This is a genomic window from Cloacibacterium normanense, assembly GCF_003860565.1.
Classification (GTDB): Bacteria; Bacteroidota; Bacteroidia; order Flavobacteriales; family Weeksellaceae; genus Cloacibacterium; species Cloacibacterium normanense.
In genome coordinates, this window is the sequence record NZ_CP034157.1 from 527309 (window position 1) to 543910 (window position 16602).

Here is a 16602-nt window from a genome sequence, read left to right on the forward strand (position 1 = left end):
TTGGACACTCAATTTTAGAATGAAAATGAAAACGGTATTACCTATATTTTATTTGCCGCCAGTTTCTTGGTTTGCAGAATTTTTAAAAGAAGAAAACGAAATTCTTCTGGAGCAACATGAGAATTTCCCTAAACAAACCTATAGAAGCAGATGCAATATTTACGGTGCCAATGGTAAATTGGCGCTCATTTTGCCAATTCATCATAACGGAAAACGTGCGATGAAAGATTTAGAGCTTTCTTATGCTGAAGATTGGCAAAAACTCCACTGGAAATCCATTAAAATTGCTTACCAAAGTTCGCCTTATTTCGAGTATTATGAAGATAAGTTGAAGCAGGTTTTCTCGGTACAGCCTACATCTCTTATTGAATTTAATCTCAATGCTTTGAAAATCATTCTTCAAATTTTAAAAGTTGAAAAAGACTTTTCACTCACCACGGAATTCGAAAAAACACCAGATGCAGTAGATTTAAGAGAGCGTTTTTCAGCAAAAAAAGAGTCAGAATATCATTTGCCAGAATATTACCAAACGTTTAGCGATAAATTAGGATTTATCAAAGATTTATCAATACTAGACGTGGTTTGTAACATTGGTCCAGAATCTGCTACGTATATTAAAAAAGTAACTCAATCCATACAAAATATATCATAATGAAAAGAATAATCATTGCAGCTGCATTTTTAGCAGGATTTAATTTTGGGTTTTCGCAAGAAACCAAAACTGAAGATAAAGATTTGATGACTTGGTATCACAAAGATTTTTCTACAACAAATGTTTACGGAGTCAATACTCAAAACGCATATAAATTTTTTGAATCAAAAGGTCTAAAACCTAAAACAGTAGTGGTAGGTGTAATAGACAGTGGTGTGGAAGTAGACCATCCTGGTTTAATAAAAAATATGTGGAAAAACGTAAACGAAGTTCCTAATAATGGTAAAGATGATGATGGGAACGGTTACTTAGATGATGTTTACGGCTGGAACTTTATCGGGGGTAAAAATGGAGATGTAGAAATTGACAATTTAGAAGTAACAAGAGTTGTAAAACAATACAAACCCGTTTTTGAAGGGGCGAGTTCAGAAGTGAATAAAGCCAATCAAGCAAAAATGCCTACAGAATTTGAGATGTATCTTCGTGCAAAAGATATGTACAATAAAAAAAGTGTAGAAGCTAAACAGCAGTTTCAGTTTTATTCAGAATTTGCAAAAGTGATTCCTAGTGTAGCAGCTACTTTAAAAGGAAAAACACTGACTAAAGAAAATTTAGATTCTATTAAACCAACTACACAAGAAGAAGCTAGAAATCTTTCGATTTTAAGTCAAGTAGTAAATGATCCTACTATGGTTGGGAAATCTCAAGCAGAAGTAGAAGAATTTTTAAATAAAGAAATCAAAGGTGCTCTAGAATATTTCGAACCTCAAGCTACAAAACAGTATAACTTAGATTATGATCCTAGAGCAATTGTAGGAGATAATTATCAAGACAAAAAAGAGAAATTCTACGGAAATAACCATTACGAAGGTCCAGATGCACAACACGGAACTCACGTTGCAGGAATTATTGCAGGTTATCCTCAAGGAAATGAAGTGCAATACGGAGTTGCCTATAAAGTGGCAAAAATTATGACGGTAAGAGCGGTTCCAAACGGTGATGAACGTGATAAAGACATCGCAAATTCTATTCGTTATGCGGTAGATAATGGTGCTAAAGTCATTAATATGAGTTTTGGAAAGCCTGTTTCTCCTGAAAAAGAATTGGTGTGGGAAGCATTCCAATATGCTAAAGATAAAGGCGTTCTATTGGTAAAAGCTGCTGGAAACGAAAACGAAGATATTCAAGAAAATCCATATTTCCCTACTAATTTTAAATCTACTAAAGACGAGAAACCTTTCATTAACAACATGATTGTAGTAGGTGCAAGTACCAATAATAATGAATTTTTAAGAGCGGGATTCTCTAATTTTAATCAAAAAATGGTGAATGTTTTTGCGCCTGGTGATAAAATTTATTCTACCGTTCCAGATGGTAAATATGAATATTTACAAGGGACTTCTATGGCTTCTCCAGTTGTAGCGGGAGCTTCTGCAGTTTTATTGGCTTATATGCCTAATTTAAAACCAGAGCAAGTAATAGAATCTCTAGTAAAGTCGGTGAATAAGTCTGAGGTAAATGCAATGTTGCCAACCAATACCAACAATAGATTTGATTTAATTTCAGAATCTGGAGGAGTGATAGACTTATACAAAGCGGCACAATACGCTTATACACATTTCTACAAAGCGGCTCCTGCAAAACCAGTGAAAAAGGCGGTGCTTAAAAAGAAAAAAGTAGTTAGAAAAAAATAATTAATCATACTAATCAATTGAAAGGCTGTTTTTTACAGCCTTTTTTATTTGTTGAATTTTAAGAAAAGTTTATAAGATTATCATATTGGCACAGTTTTTACAATTAACTTCATAACTTTACATTTATAAATAACAACCAAATTTAAGATAAAGATGAAAAAAGTACTATTGACTCTAGCTTTCGGCTCATTATTTGCCGTTTCTTGCTCTTCTGTGAAAAAAGCAGAAAGTGCTCAAACTTCTAGAGCAGAATTTTTAAAAATGAAAGGTGATTGGGAAATTACCAGTGTAAATTATGATAAAGGATATCAAATAAAGCCTTTTGACGAAGGAGCAAATGCTCAGTGTTTTGTAGGAAGTCATTGGAGACTTATCCCGAATAATTATTCTGGAGCGTATACCATAAAAGGTGGTGGAAACTGTCCTACAGTAACTCAACCTATTAAATTTGAAGTAACCAGAGATAATGAATTTAAATTCAAGAAATTAGTAGCTGATACTAAAGCTAAAAATGTAACGGCTGGTTATATTTTACAAATCGAAAAACAAGACACAGACAACTTTACCTTGGTTCAAAGCGTTCCTTTTGAAGGAAATGTAATTAAAGTATATTACAATTTTGTAAGAACAGGAATGGAACAAAAATAACTTTTTAAAATTTAAAAAAATTATGAAACTAATCAATAAATCAAGCGTAGCAGCATTATTTTTATCATCAGCAATGGTGTTAACCAGCTGTGAAGCCATTCAGAATGCAAATAATACTCAAAAAGGTGCCGTAATTGGTACGGCTGCAGGTGCTGTTTTAGGCGCTGTAATCGGGAATAATGTAGGAAAAGGCGGTAACGCTCCTCAAGGTGCCGTATTAGGCGGTGTAGTTGGTGGAGTAGTTGGTGGAGTTATCGGTAATAAAATGGATAAACAAGCCAAAGAAATTAAAGAAGCTTTACCAGGAGCAGAAGTGGTGAGAGTTAATGAAGGAATTAAAGTAACCTTATCAGAAAATACAGTAAACTTTGATTTTGACTCTTCTAATCTTACTTCAGTTGCAAAAACCAACCTTAATAAATTAGCAGAAGTCCTTAAAAACAATCCTGATACCAATATCAATATTTACGGACATACGGATTCTAGAGGAACAGATGAATATAACCAAAGTTTATCTGAAAGAAGAGCAAATGCAGTAGTGAATTATTTAGTTTCTCTTGGGGTTGCAAAATCTAGATTATTTGCAATGGGAGTTGGTGAAAAAGAGCCAGTTGCAGACAACGCTACAGATGCTGGTAGAGCTAAAAACCGTAGAGTAGAGTTTGCCATTACTGCAAATGAAGAAATGATTAAAGATGCTCAACAAGAAGCCAAATAACATACATAAATCATAATCCACTTAAATCGCCTTGTTTGCAAGGCGATTTTTTATTTTTTTATTCTTAAATTTGTATAGTATAATAACTTTTGATGAGAAAATTTTTAAAACTTTTACGTGTAGAACAATGGGTAAAAAACCTTTTTGTTTTTACACCACTTTTCTTTTCGGGGAATGTTACACATGTAGATTTAACGCTAAAAAGTATTTTCGCTTTTTTAGTTTTTTCATTTACAGCTAGTTCTATTTATATATTAAACGATTACACAGACATAGAATCAGACAAAAAACATCCAGAAAAAAGCAAAAGACCATTAGCAAGTGGAGCGATTTCTAAAACCACAGCTAAAATTATTTTTGTACTTCTTATTTTATCTGTTGTTTTATTGGTTTTCTTTGGTGGAGATTATTTCCAGAGAAATCTTACCAAATTTTCTATCATCATTGCCTCTTATTTCTTCATGAATATTGCTTATACTTTTAAGCTAAAACATGTCGCCATTATAGATGTTTGCATTATTGCGTTAGGATTTGTGCTCAGAGTTTTAGCGGGAGGTTATGCTACAGGAATTGTCGTTTCACAATGGGCTATTTTATTAACCTTTGTTTTGGCTTTGGTTTTAGCGATTGGTAAAAGAAGAGGAGAGCTAATAAACGCCGAAATTTCTGGGAAAACTAGAAAAGCACTTGATGGCTATAACGTACAATTTGCAGATATTGCCCTTTCTATTTCGGTAACATTGGCAATTGTTTGTTATCTTATGTTTACCTTAACTCCTGAAGTTCAAGAAAAATTTGGGGTAAGAGTTTTTTATACTGTTTTGTTTGTAGTTTTTGCTTTTTTAAGGTATTTACAGCAAACTTTGGTGTATAATAAAACAGAATCACCTACTAAAATTGTCTACAAAGACAGATATATACAAATAACCATTCTCATTTGGTTAATAGCATTTTTGTTATTAATATATTTAAAAAAATGAAACCAGATTTCGTAAAAAATGTTTCTACTTGGGGCAATCATCCCATAGTAAACAAACTGTTCAAAGCCGAAGAAGACTACAGTAAAATCAGAGAATATCTTAGACAAAATAACGAAGTTATTGCGTATGGAAATGGCAGATGCTATGGAGATTCAGCCTTGGCTGAAGCCATGTTTTCTACAAAAAAATTAAATAAATTCATCAGTTTTGATCGTTTAAATGGCATTTTAGAATGCGAATCTGGAGTTTTGCTTTCTGAAATTTTAGAAATTACGGTTCCTCAAGGTTACTTTTTAGCCATCACGCCGGGAACTAAGTTTATTACGCTTGGTGGAGCAATTGCATCAAATATTCATGGGAAAAATCACCATGCAGAAGGAGCATTTTCCGAATGTGTGATTGAGTTTAAAATGATGGTAGAAGATGGCGAAATTATCACGTGTTCTAGAGAAGAAAATGCAGAGAAATTTTGGGCTACTTTCGGAGCAATGGGACTTACTGGAATTATTCTTTCTGCAAAAATTAAACTTAAAAATATAGAATCGGCTTATATTCGTCAAGAGTCAATTAAAGCTGAAAATCTAGACGAAATCTTACAACTTTTCGAAGAATCAGAAGACTGGACTTATACCGTAGCTTGGATAGATTGCTTGCAAAAAGGTAAAAACATCGGAAGAAGTATTCTAATGAGAGGGGAGTTTGCATTGAGAGCAGAATTGCCCCAAAAATGGCAAGAAAATCCATTGAGATTAAAGAAAAAATTAAGTCCTGCCATTCCGTTTTATTTTCCAAGTTTTGTGTTGAATAGTTTTTCCGTAAGAGCTTTTAACTTTTTGTATTTCAATAAACAAAGACAGAAAGTAGTTAAAAATTTCATAGACTACGAAACTTTTTTCTATCCTCTTGATGCGATTAATGACTGGAATAAAATCTATGGAAAAGGTGGTTTTATTCAATATCAAATGGTGATTCCAAAGGAAAAAGGAAAAGAAGGCATGAAAAAAATCCTAGAAACCATTGGTAGAAGTGGACAAGGTTCTTTTTTAGCAGTTCTTAAACTTTTTGGCAAAGGAAATCCAGAAGCGTATAATTCTTTCCCTTTTGAAGGCTATACACTCGCTTTAGACTTTAAAATCAACAGAGAATTAAGACAATTGGTAGATAATTTAGATAAAATTGTAGAAGATTTTGGCGGTAGAATTTACTTGACCAAAGACAGCATGAGTAAATCTTCACTCACCAATTATCTGAAAAATGTAGACAGTTCTAAATTTGTTTCGCTGCAAAGCAAAAGAATAAAAAGAGGTTCTTAATAAAAAAAACTAAATCATTCATAACTAATTCATTACATATGATTATTCTTGGTTCCACATCAGAAGTTGCACAAGCATTTGTAGAAAAAGCATTAACTGCTGGTGAAAAATTTCCTAAAATTTATCTGGTTACTTCTAGCCGAGAAACCACAGAACGTTTTGCGCAACATATCGATGTGAAATTTCTACAGCCATCAGAAATCATAGAATTGGATTTGACTCAAGAAATCAATTATTCTGTTTTTGAAAATATAGATTCAGATTTGCTTTTCTGTGCCACTGGTTATTTAGGTTTGGGAACCGAAGATGGTTTATATGATGATAAAAACACAGAGAAAATCATTGACATTAATTATGCAAAATTGGTTCCTGTAATCAATTATTTTGCTAAAAAAATGGAAAGCAAAAGAAGCGGAAACATTATCGCGCTTTCCTCTGTAGCTGGAGATAGAGGAAGACAAAGCAATTTCATCTACGGAAGCGCAAAAGCAGCTTTTACCGCTTATTTAAGTGGATTGAGAAATTATCTTTTTCCTCAAAAAGTTCATGTGATGACGGTAAAACCAGGTTTTATGGAGACCAAAATGACCGAAGGTTTACCACTGAATCCAAAACTTACCGCAACACCAAAACAAGCTGCAGAATGCATTTATAAAGCCTATAAAAAGCAAAAAAATATCGTTTATGTTTTGCCTATTTGGAGATTAATTATGCTCATCATCATTCATATTCCTGAGTTTATTTTTAAGAAATTGAAACTGTAATTTTCTATTCATATCTTGTCGTTTTACCAATGAAAAAACTATATCTATTTGATTTTGATGGAACACTTACCTACAAAGACACCATGTTTTTGTACTTGCATTTTTATAATGAAAAAAAATATTTTTGGAATTTTCTGAAACACATTCCGCTTTTTGTTTTGGTGAAATTACATTTGGCGAATGCAGAAAAAGTGAAAAAAAGTTTCATCAGTTCTATTCTAAAAGGGGAAAGAGAAGAAAAAATCAATAGAGTTTCTCAAGAGTTTCTCAATAAATTTTATCCGAAAATCATCAGAGAAAACGCTTTAGAATTTATCGAAAATATTGATAAAGAAAACACAGAAAGTTACTTAATAACCGCTTCTCTTGATATTTGGGTAAAACCTTTTGCCGAGAAAATGGGAATGAAACTTTTGGCTACAGAAGCTCGTTTCGAAAACGGAATTTTCACTGGGCATTTCAAAACCAGAAATAACAATGGTAAAGAAAAAGTAAACCGAATTAAAAAAGAAATAGAAGGCAAAAAGTACGATAAAATCATCGCTTTTGGGGATACTTCAGGAGATTTACCTATGCTTTCTCTCGCGCACGAATCTCATTACAGATTTTTTCATTAATTTCGTCGCATAAAATTCTAAAATTGAGAAATTAAGATTTTCTGTCTTAATGCTCACAAATATTTCCTAAAAATGACACAGATATATTTAGATAATGCTGCTACTACACCACTTTTAGACGAAGTGATAGATGCGATGGTAGTGGTTATGAAAAACAATTTCGGGAATCCTTCTTCTACACATACCCTTGGTCAAGAAGCCAAAACAATTATAGAAGAAACCCGTAGAAAAATTGCCAATGAACTCCATGTTTCCCCCGCAGAAATTATCTACACTTCTTGCGGAACGGAAGCTAATAATTTAATTCTGAAATCTGCGGTAGAAGATTTAAAAATCGAAAGAATCATCACTACAGAATTAGAACATAAATGTGTTGCAGAATCGGTAGAAAACCTCAAAAATTTTAAAAATGTAGAAGTAATTTACCTCAATATCAATGAAAAAGGAGATGTAGATATAGAGCAATTACAGCAGCTTTTGAAGTCTTCAGATAAAAAGACTTTGGTGTGTTTAATGCATGCCAATAATGAAATTGGCAATCTTTTAGACCTTGATAGAGTTGCGGATATTTGCAAAGAAAACGGAGCGTATTTCCATTCTGATACGGTACAAACGATGGCGCATTTACCTTTGGATTTTTCTAAAACTTTGGTAGATTTTGCCAGTTGTAGTGCTCACAAATTTCACGGGCCAAAAGGTGCAGGTTTTGCTTTCATCAGAAAATCTACGCACTTAAAAGCTCAAATTCATGGAGGAACTCAAGAGAGAAATTTAAGAGCTGGAACAGAAAACGTGGTAGGGATTGCAGGATTAGGAAAAGCATTTGAAATTGCGACTGACAATTTAGAGAAATTCTCTTCTCATATTCAAGAAATCAAGGATTACGCCATCCAAAGACTTTCAGAAAAAATTCCGGGAATTCTTTTTAATGGAAGAAGTGCAGAAAGTGATAAGAGTCTTTATACGGTATTAAGTGTGTCTTTGCCTTCACAAAATCCTTTGATTGGTCTGCAGTTAGATATGAAAGGAATTGCAGTTTCACAAGGAAGTGCATGTAGTTCTGGAGCAGCAAAACCATCATCTGTACTTTCTAAAATTTTAAGCGAAGAAACCCAGCAAAACACAACTCCGCTTAGAATATCTTTTTCTCATAAAACCATAAAAGAAGAAATAGATGCTTTAGTTAATGCATTGGTAGAAATCTTGCGATTATAGAAAAAGATAATGGTTCGCATAGACAATACTTTTAAAAATTTGGCAAGAATATTGTAAATTTGTAACCTGAAATCAATAAATAAATAGAAACAAATATTAAAGAATTATGGCAGTAGAATTAACAGACAGCAACTTTCAAGAATTGGTATTAAATTCAGATAAACCAGTATTAGTAGATTTTTGGGCAGCTTGGTGTGGACCATGTAGAATGCTTGGACCAATCATTGAAGAACTTCATGATGATTTCCAAGGAAAAGCGATAGTAGGAAAAGTAGATGTAGATAATAATCAACAAGTATCTATGGATTACGGAATCAGAAATATCCCTACTGTTTTGATTTTTAAGAACGGAGAAGTAGTAGATAAATTCGTAGGAGTAGCTCCTAAAGCGGCTATTGCAGAGAAATTAAATGCATACTTATAAAAATAATATAGTTGAAAATGAATGCTTTCCGTTTTGGAGAGCATTTTTTTTATAAAAATATTTGCAGTATTCAAGAAAAGTTGTAATTTTGCCATCACGAAAAAAGAGCAATGTTCTTTAATTAAAAGATCCGGTAGTTCAGTTGGTTAGAATGCCGCCCTGTCACGGCGGAGGTCGCGGGTTCGAGTCCCGTCCGGATCGCAAAAAGTTTATCAATTACTTTTCAAAAAATTGATCCGGTAGTTCAGTTGGTTAGAATGCCGCCCTGTCACGGCGGAGGTCGCGGGTTCGAGTCCCGTCCGGATCGCATAAAGCTTTACAAATTTTGTAAAGCTTTTTTTATTTTATTTCCGTTTCTTTTTTATCATTTCTAAAATTAATAATTTTATAAAAATTTTAAAATGAAACTGGTTCACATCAAAGAAATTGTAGTAAGCGACGAGCATTTAGACCAAAATAATCATGTGAATAATGTTCAATATGTGCATTGGGTAGAAGAAATGGCAAAAGAACATTGGGATATTTTAAAAAATAGTACTCCTTTTGCAGATGATTTTTGGGTGCTTTCTGACCATCATATCCAGTATAAGAAGCAGGTTTTTAAAGGTGAAGTACTTACACTGAAAACGTATCCCGAAAAACCAGAAGGAATAAGACAGCCTAGAAAAGTAGAGTTTTATAGAGGTGAAGAATTGGTGGTAGATTCTAGAACGTTTTGGGTCTTAATTGATAAAGGCACACAAAAGATAAAAAGAATTGAAAATGATTGGTTAGAGTTTTAAATTTTTTAGGAAATTTTCATTTTGGCTTCATTTTTTCATATCATTGTAATAGATTCAAAACCCAATAGATGTATTTTATTAGATTATCATTCTTTTTTTTCGTTATATTTTTATTAATTCAGTGTGATAAAAAATCTGCTGATGAGGTAAATGCTGAGCCAGAAAAATCTTCAGATTCTTTGAAAATTCTCGAAGAAAAGAAAAAAGAAGAAATTTCAATTTCTTATCATCCCGAAATTATCAATCATCAAGATTCGGCACTTGCGGAGTTTCAAAATAAGTATTCTGAAGAAGAAATTCATGCTATTTTAGCAATTAACAGGCTCGATTTTAAAAACAGATGGAGAGCAGATACTTTGGTAGTTCCAGATAAGATTGTGAAAGATTTTAATGTGTACAGTCCTTTTCCTAAATACGTTTCTGAGGCAAAAAATATTAATAAATTGGCTCTTTTTAGTTATCCAATTCACGCTTACGCGCTATATGAAAATGGAAATCTCATAAAATGGGGGCCAACGAGTATGGGGAAGAAATCTTCACCAACTAAAACTGGACTTGGATTTACCAATTGGAAGAAAAAAATAGCAATTAGTACTTCAAATTCTGAATGGAAATTAAGATGGAATTTCAATGTTTTTAATTTTCATGGGATTGGTTGGCATCAATACGATTTACCAGGTTATCACGCGTCTCATTCTTGTATGAGATTGTTAGAAGAAGATGCACTTTGGATGTATTCTTGGGGAGAACAATGGATTTTAGATGAAAAAGGAACCAAAATTTTAGCCAAAGGAACCCCTGTAATTATTTTTGGAGAACCAGATTTTAAATCAAAACCTTGGAAAGAATTATTGAAATCTTCAAAAGCAAATGATTATTCTGAAGCTCAGATTAATAATGAAATAAAACCTTTTTTAGAAGAAATTATGAAGCAACAAGATATTAGAAAAGAATATTTGCAGAGCAAAAGAGATTCTTTGTAAAAAAAAATCTTCCTGATTTAATAGAAATCAGGAAGAATGAATAATGGATATGTTGAAATATCTCTAAAATAGAGTAGTAGCTATTTGAATTCTTGCAAATTTGCTTGTAGGATTCCACATAGTAGTCATAGAAACAGGTAGTTTTTTATTAAATACCGTGATGTTTTTGCTAGCGGTAACCCCTACATTTACTACTTGGAAATTGTTTTCTCCGTTTCCGTATAGAGAGTAGTTTCCTTCTTTTCCGTTGAAGACAAATGCGCTTCCAACGAAACCATTTAAATTAACAGTTGAATTTTTAATGAATGGATAAGAAAGTTCTACATAAGTAGAGTATTTATTTTTATCATAGTCTCCATTGTCATTGTAAAGAGCATCTGCACTACCATATAATAAAACGTCTGCTTCAATTTTTAATGGAAATTTTTCGGGGAGTTGATAAGATGTTCTAAGGTCTATAATGTGTTTGGTTCTGCTTTTTGCGTATCCATAAATATCGTTTGCACCTAGATAAGCTTCTCTTCTAGAGTTGTATAAATCCCAAACGCCGATAGATAAATTATTCTTTTCATATTTTAAGAAATAGTTAATCTCTTTATAGTGGGTTCCATCTGCTTCGTTAGAGATAGAAGTTCCGCCCCATACGCCAAGTTTCAAAGATTTTTCTTTGTTAAGAGATAAACTTGCCATTGCAGAAACCATTGGTTTGTCTGAGATGATTAAGCCTCTCCAAAGGTGATTGGTTTGTATGCCAGCCGTAAATTCTAAAGGGCTTTGTTTTAAGCTGTCTGTCTGAGCGTAAGATATAAATGGAAGTATGAGTAATCCAATTTTTATAAATTTTTTCATTCTTTTTTTGATTTAATAAAGTTGAATAAAAACTATTGCAATGCAAGGTAAAGTAGTGCTGCTAATACTGCGCCTGTTAATGGTGCAATAACAGGAATCCATGCATATCCCCAATCGCTGCTGCCTTTTACAGGAAGAATAGAATGCATAATTCTAGGGCCTAAATCTCTTGCAGGGTTTATTGCATATCCAGTAGTCCCACCTAATGCTAAACCAATTACCCAAACGATAATAGAAACTGGTAATGCTCCTATAGTACCTAATCCTATTTTTGCGTCTCCTGTTACTTCTGTTGAAAAAGATGGACCTGCAATATAAAATACGGTAAATACTAAAACAAAAGTTCCTATAAGTTCTGAAATAAAATTAGAAAAAGTATTTCTGATGGCAGGGCCTGTACTGAAGCAAGCTAGTTTTCCTCCTTCATCTTCTGTAATTTTGAAATGGTCTTTGTAGAAAAGCCATACCAAAAATGCGCCTATCATTGCTCCAATCATTTCACCTGCTAAATAAGTAGGAACGCTTTCCCAAGGAAATAAACCTGCTGTTGCTAAGCCTATAGTAACTGCTGGATTAAGGTGTGCTCCGCTAATTGGGCCAGCGATGGTAACGCCTGCAAAAACTGCAAATGCCCAAACTGTGGTAATTACAATCCAACCAGAATTGTTTCCTTTTGTATCTTTAAGTACTACGTTTGCTACAACGCCGTTTCCTAAAAGAATAAGAATTGCTGTGCCGATGATTTCGGCTATAAATGGTGTCATAAATATAGGGTATTAAATTAGTTATTTTATTGGTTATTCTTCAATCCAATTTCTTGTTCTTTCCACCGCTTTATGCCAATAGTGCAATTCCTTTTCTACTTGTTCTTTATCTCTTTTTGGATAGAATTCTTTATCTACAATCCATTGATTTTGAATTTCTTCTATGTTTTTCCAGAAACCTACTGCTAAACCAGCAAGATAAGCTGCTCCCAATGCTGTAGTTTCTAATGTTTGAGGTCTAATAATTTTAAATCCGAATAAATCTGATTGAATTTGCATTAAAAGATTACTTGCAGAAGCGCCACCATCAACTCTTAATTCTACACTTTCTTCTTTTGCATCTGCTTCCATAGCTTTCACTACATCATATACTTGGAAAGCAATACCTTCTAATGTTGCTCTTGCGATGTGTGCATCTGTAGTTCCTCTGGTGATACCGAAAATTGCACCTCTGGCATATTGATCCCAATATGGAGCTCCAAGTCCTGTAAGAGCTGGTACAAAATATACGCCTCCGTTATCTTTTACGGTATCTGCTAAAGAGTTAACTCCTGGAGCTGTTTTTACTACTCTTGCTCCGTCTCTTAACCATTGAACTGCTGCTCCTCCTACAAAAACACTTCCTTCTAATGCGTAAGTAGTTTCTCCGTTAATTTTCCAAGCTACAGTTGTAAGTAAATTGTTTTCTGAGTAAACTGCTTTGTTTCCTGTGTTCATTAATAAGAAACAACCTGTTCCGTAAGTGTTTTTTACCATTCCTGGTTTTGTACACATTTGCCCAAATAATGCTGCTTGTTGGTCTCCTGCGATACCAGAAATCGGAATTTTTGTTGAAAATAGAGTAGTAGAGGTTTCTCCGTAGATTTCGCTACTTTGTTTTACTTCTGGTAAAATAGCTCTTGGGATGTCTAAAAGTTGTAATAATTCTTCGTCCCATTCCATTTTATGAATATTGAAAAGCATGGTTCTACTTGCGTTAGAAACGTCTGTAATAAACATTTTTCCTCTGGTAAGTTTCCAGACAAGCCAAGTATCTATTGTTCCGAAGCAAAGTTTTCCTTCTTCAGCTAATTTTCTAGCTCCTTCTACGTTGTCTAAAATCCATTTCAGTTTTGTGCCAGAAAAATAAGCATCTAAAATTAAACCTGTTTTTTCTTTAATTAATTGAGCTTTACCTTCACTTTTTAATTGGTCGCAATATTTTGCAGTACGTCTATCTTGCCAAACGATTGCGTTGTATATAGGTTCGCTGGTTTCTCTGTTCCAAACTACGGTAGTTTCTCTTTGGTTGGTAATTCCAATAGCTGCAATTTCTTTTCCAGAAACACCAGTTTTGGCGATTACTTCTGCGGCAACGGAGATTTGAGAAGACCAAATTTCGTTAGGGTCGTGTTCTACCCATCCTGGTTGAGGAAAGATTTGTTCGAAAGGTTTTTGAGATACTTCTACAATTTGACCGCTGTGGTCGAAAACGATAGCTCTAGAAGATGTGGTTCCTTGGTCTAAAGCTAGGATTAATTTGTCTTGCATGATGTTTATTTATTTTAGAAGTGTTACAATATTTCTAAATATGTGTATGGTATATTTCTGCAATATTTTTGAAACTTTCTATTTGGTTTTTTTGCCAAACTTCATCCTTTCCAAGTTCTTTAGCCATTACTTCGGCAACAATTGGAGCAATCCTTACAGCCTCTTTTTGGTTTAGAAGTAATAATCTTGTTCTTCTAGATAAAAAATCTTCAATGTTAATTGCCATTTCTTTTTTTACAGCCCAAACAATTTGCGCTTTAATAATGTTTTGTTCTTTGCTAATTATCTCATTTCCGTTTTCAATTTCTTTTGATAATTCTAATATTTTTTCTTTGTCTGTACCATAGTAATACATTGGATCTTTGTAATCTATGTCTTTTCTGTATCCATGAATTTTAAGATGTTCTGTATTGCTTTTTTTATGAGGAACTTTCATAATTTCTTCGGCTTTTTCTACTACATCTTCGCCCATTTTACGGTAAGTTGTCCATTTTCCACCAATAATACTTACCAATCCAGATTTTGAAGTGATTATTTTGTGGCTTCTAGATACTTCTTTGGTTTTAGCGCCTTCTTTGGTTGCCGCTAAAGGTCTTAAACCTGCGAAAACGCTCAAAATGTCTTTTCTTGTTGGTGCAGGATTCATATATCCTCTTGCTGTTTCTAAAATGAAATTAATCTCTTGCTCTGTTGGTTTTGGCTCTAGAGATTCTTGTTTTACAGGAGTGTCTGTAGTTCCTAAAATAATTTTATTGTGCCAAGGAACTGCAAAAAGAACTCTTCCGTCTGATGTTTTTGGAATCATGATTGCAGAATCTGTTGGACAGAATTTTTTATCAATCATAATATGCACACCTTGACTTGGGCTAATGGTTTTGTCGTCAGTTCCGTGATCCATTTTATTAATATCGTCTGCAAAAACTCCAGTTGCATTTACGATTACTTTCGTTTTCGTTTCAAATTCTTTACCGGTTTCGGTGTCTTGAAAGATTACTCCGTTCAATTTTCCGTTGGCGTCTTTTTTAAGTTTAATAACTTTAGCATAATTTAAAACTGTAGCACCGTTTTCAATAGCGGTTTGAGCCATGTTTAGGGCAAGTCTAGAATCGTCGAATTGTCCGTCGTGATAAAGAATTCCTCCTTTTAATCCTTCTTTTTTGATGGTTGGTAATCTTTTTATCGTTTCTGATTTGCTAATCGGAACAGATTTTCCTAAGCTGAGTTTACCAGCTAAAAGATCGTAAAATTTTAAACCAACTGTGTATAATAGTTTGTCCCTCCAAGTGTAAATTGGGATTACGAAAGAAAGATTTTTGGTAAGATGCGGTGCGTTTTGAAGTAATAATCCTCTTTCTTTACATGCTTCTCTTACTAGGTCTACATATCCTTGAGCTAAATATCTTACACCTCCGTGTACAAGTTTTGTACTTTTACTAGATGTAGATTTTGCAAAATCACTTTGTTCTAAAAGCAAAGTTTTATATCCTCTTGTTGCAGCTTCAATTGCTGTTCCTAAGCCTGTGGCTCCTCCTCCTATTATTACGAAGTCCCATGTTGTTTGGTTTTGGTCTTCGAAGTTCTTTAAAATTTCTGTTCGTAACATTTTATTAAATTTTCTTTTACAAATCTATAAAAAAGAAATAATACGAAACAATATGATTTTCGTTATATTTTGATTTTATTTGAAAATTCTTTTGGTTTGTTTTTGTTAAAATTATAAAAATTTTATTTAAATGCTTGACTTGTATACTTTTAAATGGTTGATTTGTTTTATTTTAATCTTTGAAATGAAACGAAAGTTGATAAAAGTCATAATAATATGTAATGTTTCGATTGAGAAACTATTTAATTTGTTTTGCTTTGTTAAGTTTGCTATATTTGAATGAATATTATTTTAGCTATGAATATCACACAAAGACATCAGGAAATTCTAGCTGTAATAAAACATGAGAAATATATTACAGTATCCGAAATATCTAAGCTACTTGGTGTATCAGAAGTTACCATTCGAAAGGATTTTAATTATCTGGAAGAGAAAAATTTAATATATAGACATCACGGTGGAGCTAGCCTCAATAATCCTTATGTGGTAGATTTGCCTGTAAGTCAAAAACAAAACATTAAGATTGAAGAAAAGAACCGAATTGCTGAGAAAGCTGTGGAGTTTATAGAAGATAATGATGTGGTGATTTTAGGCTCTGGAACTACCATCTATAATATGGTGAACTATATTTCTAAAGAAAAAAATATCACTGTTATTACTTCATCTTTGTTAATTGCTGCAAGATTATGCGAGTTTCATAATGTTACGATTATACAATTGGGCGGAAGTGTAAGATATTCTTCGCAATCTACAGTAGGACCAAATGCACAAGAAATGATGTTGCAATTTTCTGCAAATAAATTGTTCTTAGGAGTTGACGGGATTGATGAAGATTTTGGTGTTTCTACTTCTAATATTGAAGAAGCGTATCTAAATCAAATAATGATTAAAAATACTACCAAAACATTTTTGCTTTCGGATGAATCCAAATTTGGGAAAAAGGGTTTAGGTAGAATTTGCAGTCTGAAAGATGTAGATTGTCTTATTACCAATCAAAAAGTTGAAGAAAGTTTTGAAAGTGTTTTGAAAAAATTTGGAGTTAATATTATTGTTACAGATTAATAAA

The 16602-nt window shown here is 33.1% G+C and carries 17 protein-coding genes and 2 tRNA genes; 15 read left to right on the top strand and 4 right to left on the bottom strand.

What is annotated here, in order from left to right; translation table 11 throughout:
- Positions 1-19: 19 nt before the first annotated feature.
- From EB819_RS02570 to EB819_RS02635, 14 genes are all read left to right on the top strand, one after another.
- Positions 20-652, top strand: a complete 633-nt coding sequence (locus EB819_RS02570) for a WbqC family protein (RefSeq protein WP_394337967.1) — start codon at positions 20-22, stop codon at positions 650-652.
- Positions 652-2346 (top strand): S8 family serine peptidase, encoded by a 1695-nt coding sequence (locus EB819_RS02575; protein ID WP_069797654.1) that lies wholly within the window; start codon positions 652-654, stop codon positions 2344-2346. The genes EB819_RS02570 and EB819_RS02575 overlap by 1 nt, the downstream gene beginning before the upstream one ends.
- A 153-nt stretch (positions 2347-2499) precedes the next feature.
- A complete protein-coding gene (locus EB819_RS02580) occupies positions 2500-2994 on the top strand; it encodes a lipocalin family protein (protein WP_069797656.1) in 495 nt (164 codons plus the stop codon).
- Positions 2995-3016: 22 nt separating this feature from the next.
- Positions 3017-3712, top strand: a complete 696-nt coding sequence (locus EB819_RS02585) for a YiaD family glycine zipper/OmpA-like lipoprotein (RefSeq protein ID WP_069797658.1) — start codon at positions 3017-3019, stop codon at positions 3710-3712.
- A 92-nt stretch (positions 3713-3804) separates the two neighbouring features.
- Positions 3805-4692: a decaprenyl-phosphate phosphoribosyltransferase gene (locus tag EB819_RS02590; RefSeq protein WP_069797660.1), complete on the top strand. Its 888-nt coding sequence runs from the start codon at positions 3805-3807 to the stop codon at positions 4690-4692.
- A complete protein-coding gene (locus EB819_RS02595; protein ID WP_069797662.1) occupies positions 4689-6005 on the top strand; it encodes an FAD-binding oxidoreductase in 1317 nt (438 codons plus the stop codon). The genes EB819_RS02590 and EB819_RS02595 overlap by 4 nt, the downstream gene beginning before the upstream one ends.
- 38 nt (positions 6006-6043) lie before the next feature.
- The gene (locus tag EB819_RS02600) at positions 6044-6769 is read left to right on the top strand and encodes an SDR family NAD(P)-dependent oxidoreductase (protein WP_069797664.1); all 726 of its coding nucleotides are present in this window, start codon (positions 6044-6046) and stop codon (positions 6767-6769) included.
- A gap of 29 nt (positions 6770-6798) precedes the next feature.
- A complete protein-coding gene (locus EB819_RS02605) occupies positions 6799-7386 on the top strand; it encodes an HAD-IB family hydrolase (protein ID WP_069797666.1) in 588 nt (195 codons plus the stop codon).
- Between the two features lie 72 nt (positions 7387-7458).
- Positions 7459-8601 (top strand): cysteine desulfurase family protein, encoded by a 1143-nt coding sequence (locus EB819_RS02610; RefSeq protein WP_069797668.1) that lies wholly within the window; start codon positions 7459-7461, stop codon positions 8599-8601.
- Between the two features lie 106 nt (positions 8602-8707).
- A complete protein-coding gene (trxA, locus tag EB819_RS02615; protein ID WP_069797670.1) occupies positions 8708-9025 on the top strand; it encodes a thioredoxin in 318 nt (105 codons plus the stop codon).
- Positions 9026-9152: 127 nt separating this feature from the next.
- Positions 9153-9226, top strand: a tRNA-Asp gene (locus EB819_RS02620).
- Positions 9227-9258: 32 nt separating this feature from the next.
- Positions 9259-9332: transfer RNA gene (locus tag EB819_RS02625), tRNA-Asp, on the top strand.
- Between the two features lie 94 nt (positions 9333-9426).
- Positions 9427-9807: an acyl-CoA thioesterase gene (locus tag EB819_RS02630; protein ID WP_069797672.1), complete on the top strand. Its 381-nt coding sequence runs from the start codon at positions 9427-9429 to the stop codon at positions 9805-9807.
- Between the two features lie 68 nt (positions 9808-9875).
- Positions 9876-10790, top strand: coding sequence for a L,D-transpeptidase (locus EB819_RS02635; protein WP_069797674.1), 915 nt, complete (start codon positions 9876-9878; stop codon positions 10788-10790).
- Between the two features lie 63 nt (positions 10791-10853).
- Here the strand turns inward: EB819_RS02635 and EB819_RS02640 are convergent, their stop codons facing one another.
- The 4 genes from EB819_RS02640 to EB819_RS02655 are packed head-to-tail and all read right to left on the bottom strand — an operon-like array spanning position 10854 to position 15536.
- On the bottom strand, positions 10854-11639 hold the full coding sequence (locus EB819_RS02640) for a hypothetical protein (RefSeq protein WP_069797676.1): 786 nt from the start codon (positions 11637-11639) through the stop codon (positions 10854-10856).
- A 32-nt stretch (positions 11640-11671) separates the two neighbouring features.
- Entirely contained in the window at positions 11672-12403 is a 732-nt protein-coding gene (locus EB819_RS02645) for an MIP/aquaporin family protein (RefSeq protein ID WP_069797678.1), read from the bottom strand.
- A 33-nt stretch (positions 12404-12436) separates the two neighbouring features.
- On the bottom strand, positions 12437-13933 hold the full coding sequence (gene glpK, locus EB819_RS02650; RefSeq protein ID WP_069797680.1) for a glycerol kinase GlpK: 1497 nt from the start codon (positions 13931-13933) through the stop codon (positions 12437-12439).
- Between the two features lie 34 nt (positions 13934-13967).
- On the bottom strand, positions 13968-15536 hold the full coding sequence (locus EB819_RS02655) for a glycerol-3-phosphate dehydrogenase/oxidase (protein WP_069797682.1): 1569 nt from the start codon (positions 15534-15536) through the stop codon (positions 13968-13970).
- A gap of 297 nt (positions 15537-15833) precedes the next feature.
- Between EB819_RS02655 and EB819_RS02660 the strand changes: the two genes are divergently transcribed.
- Positions 15834-16598, top strand: a complete 765-nt coding sequence (locus tag EB819_RS02660; RefSeq protein WP_069797724.1) for a DeoR/GlpR family DNA-binding transcription regulator — start codon at positions 15834-15836, stop codon at positions 16596-16598.
- Positions 16599-16602: the final 4 nt, after the last annotated feature.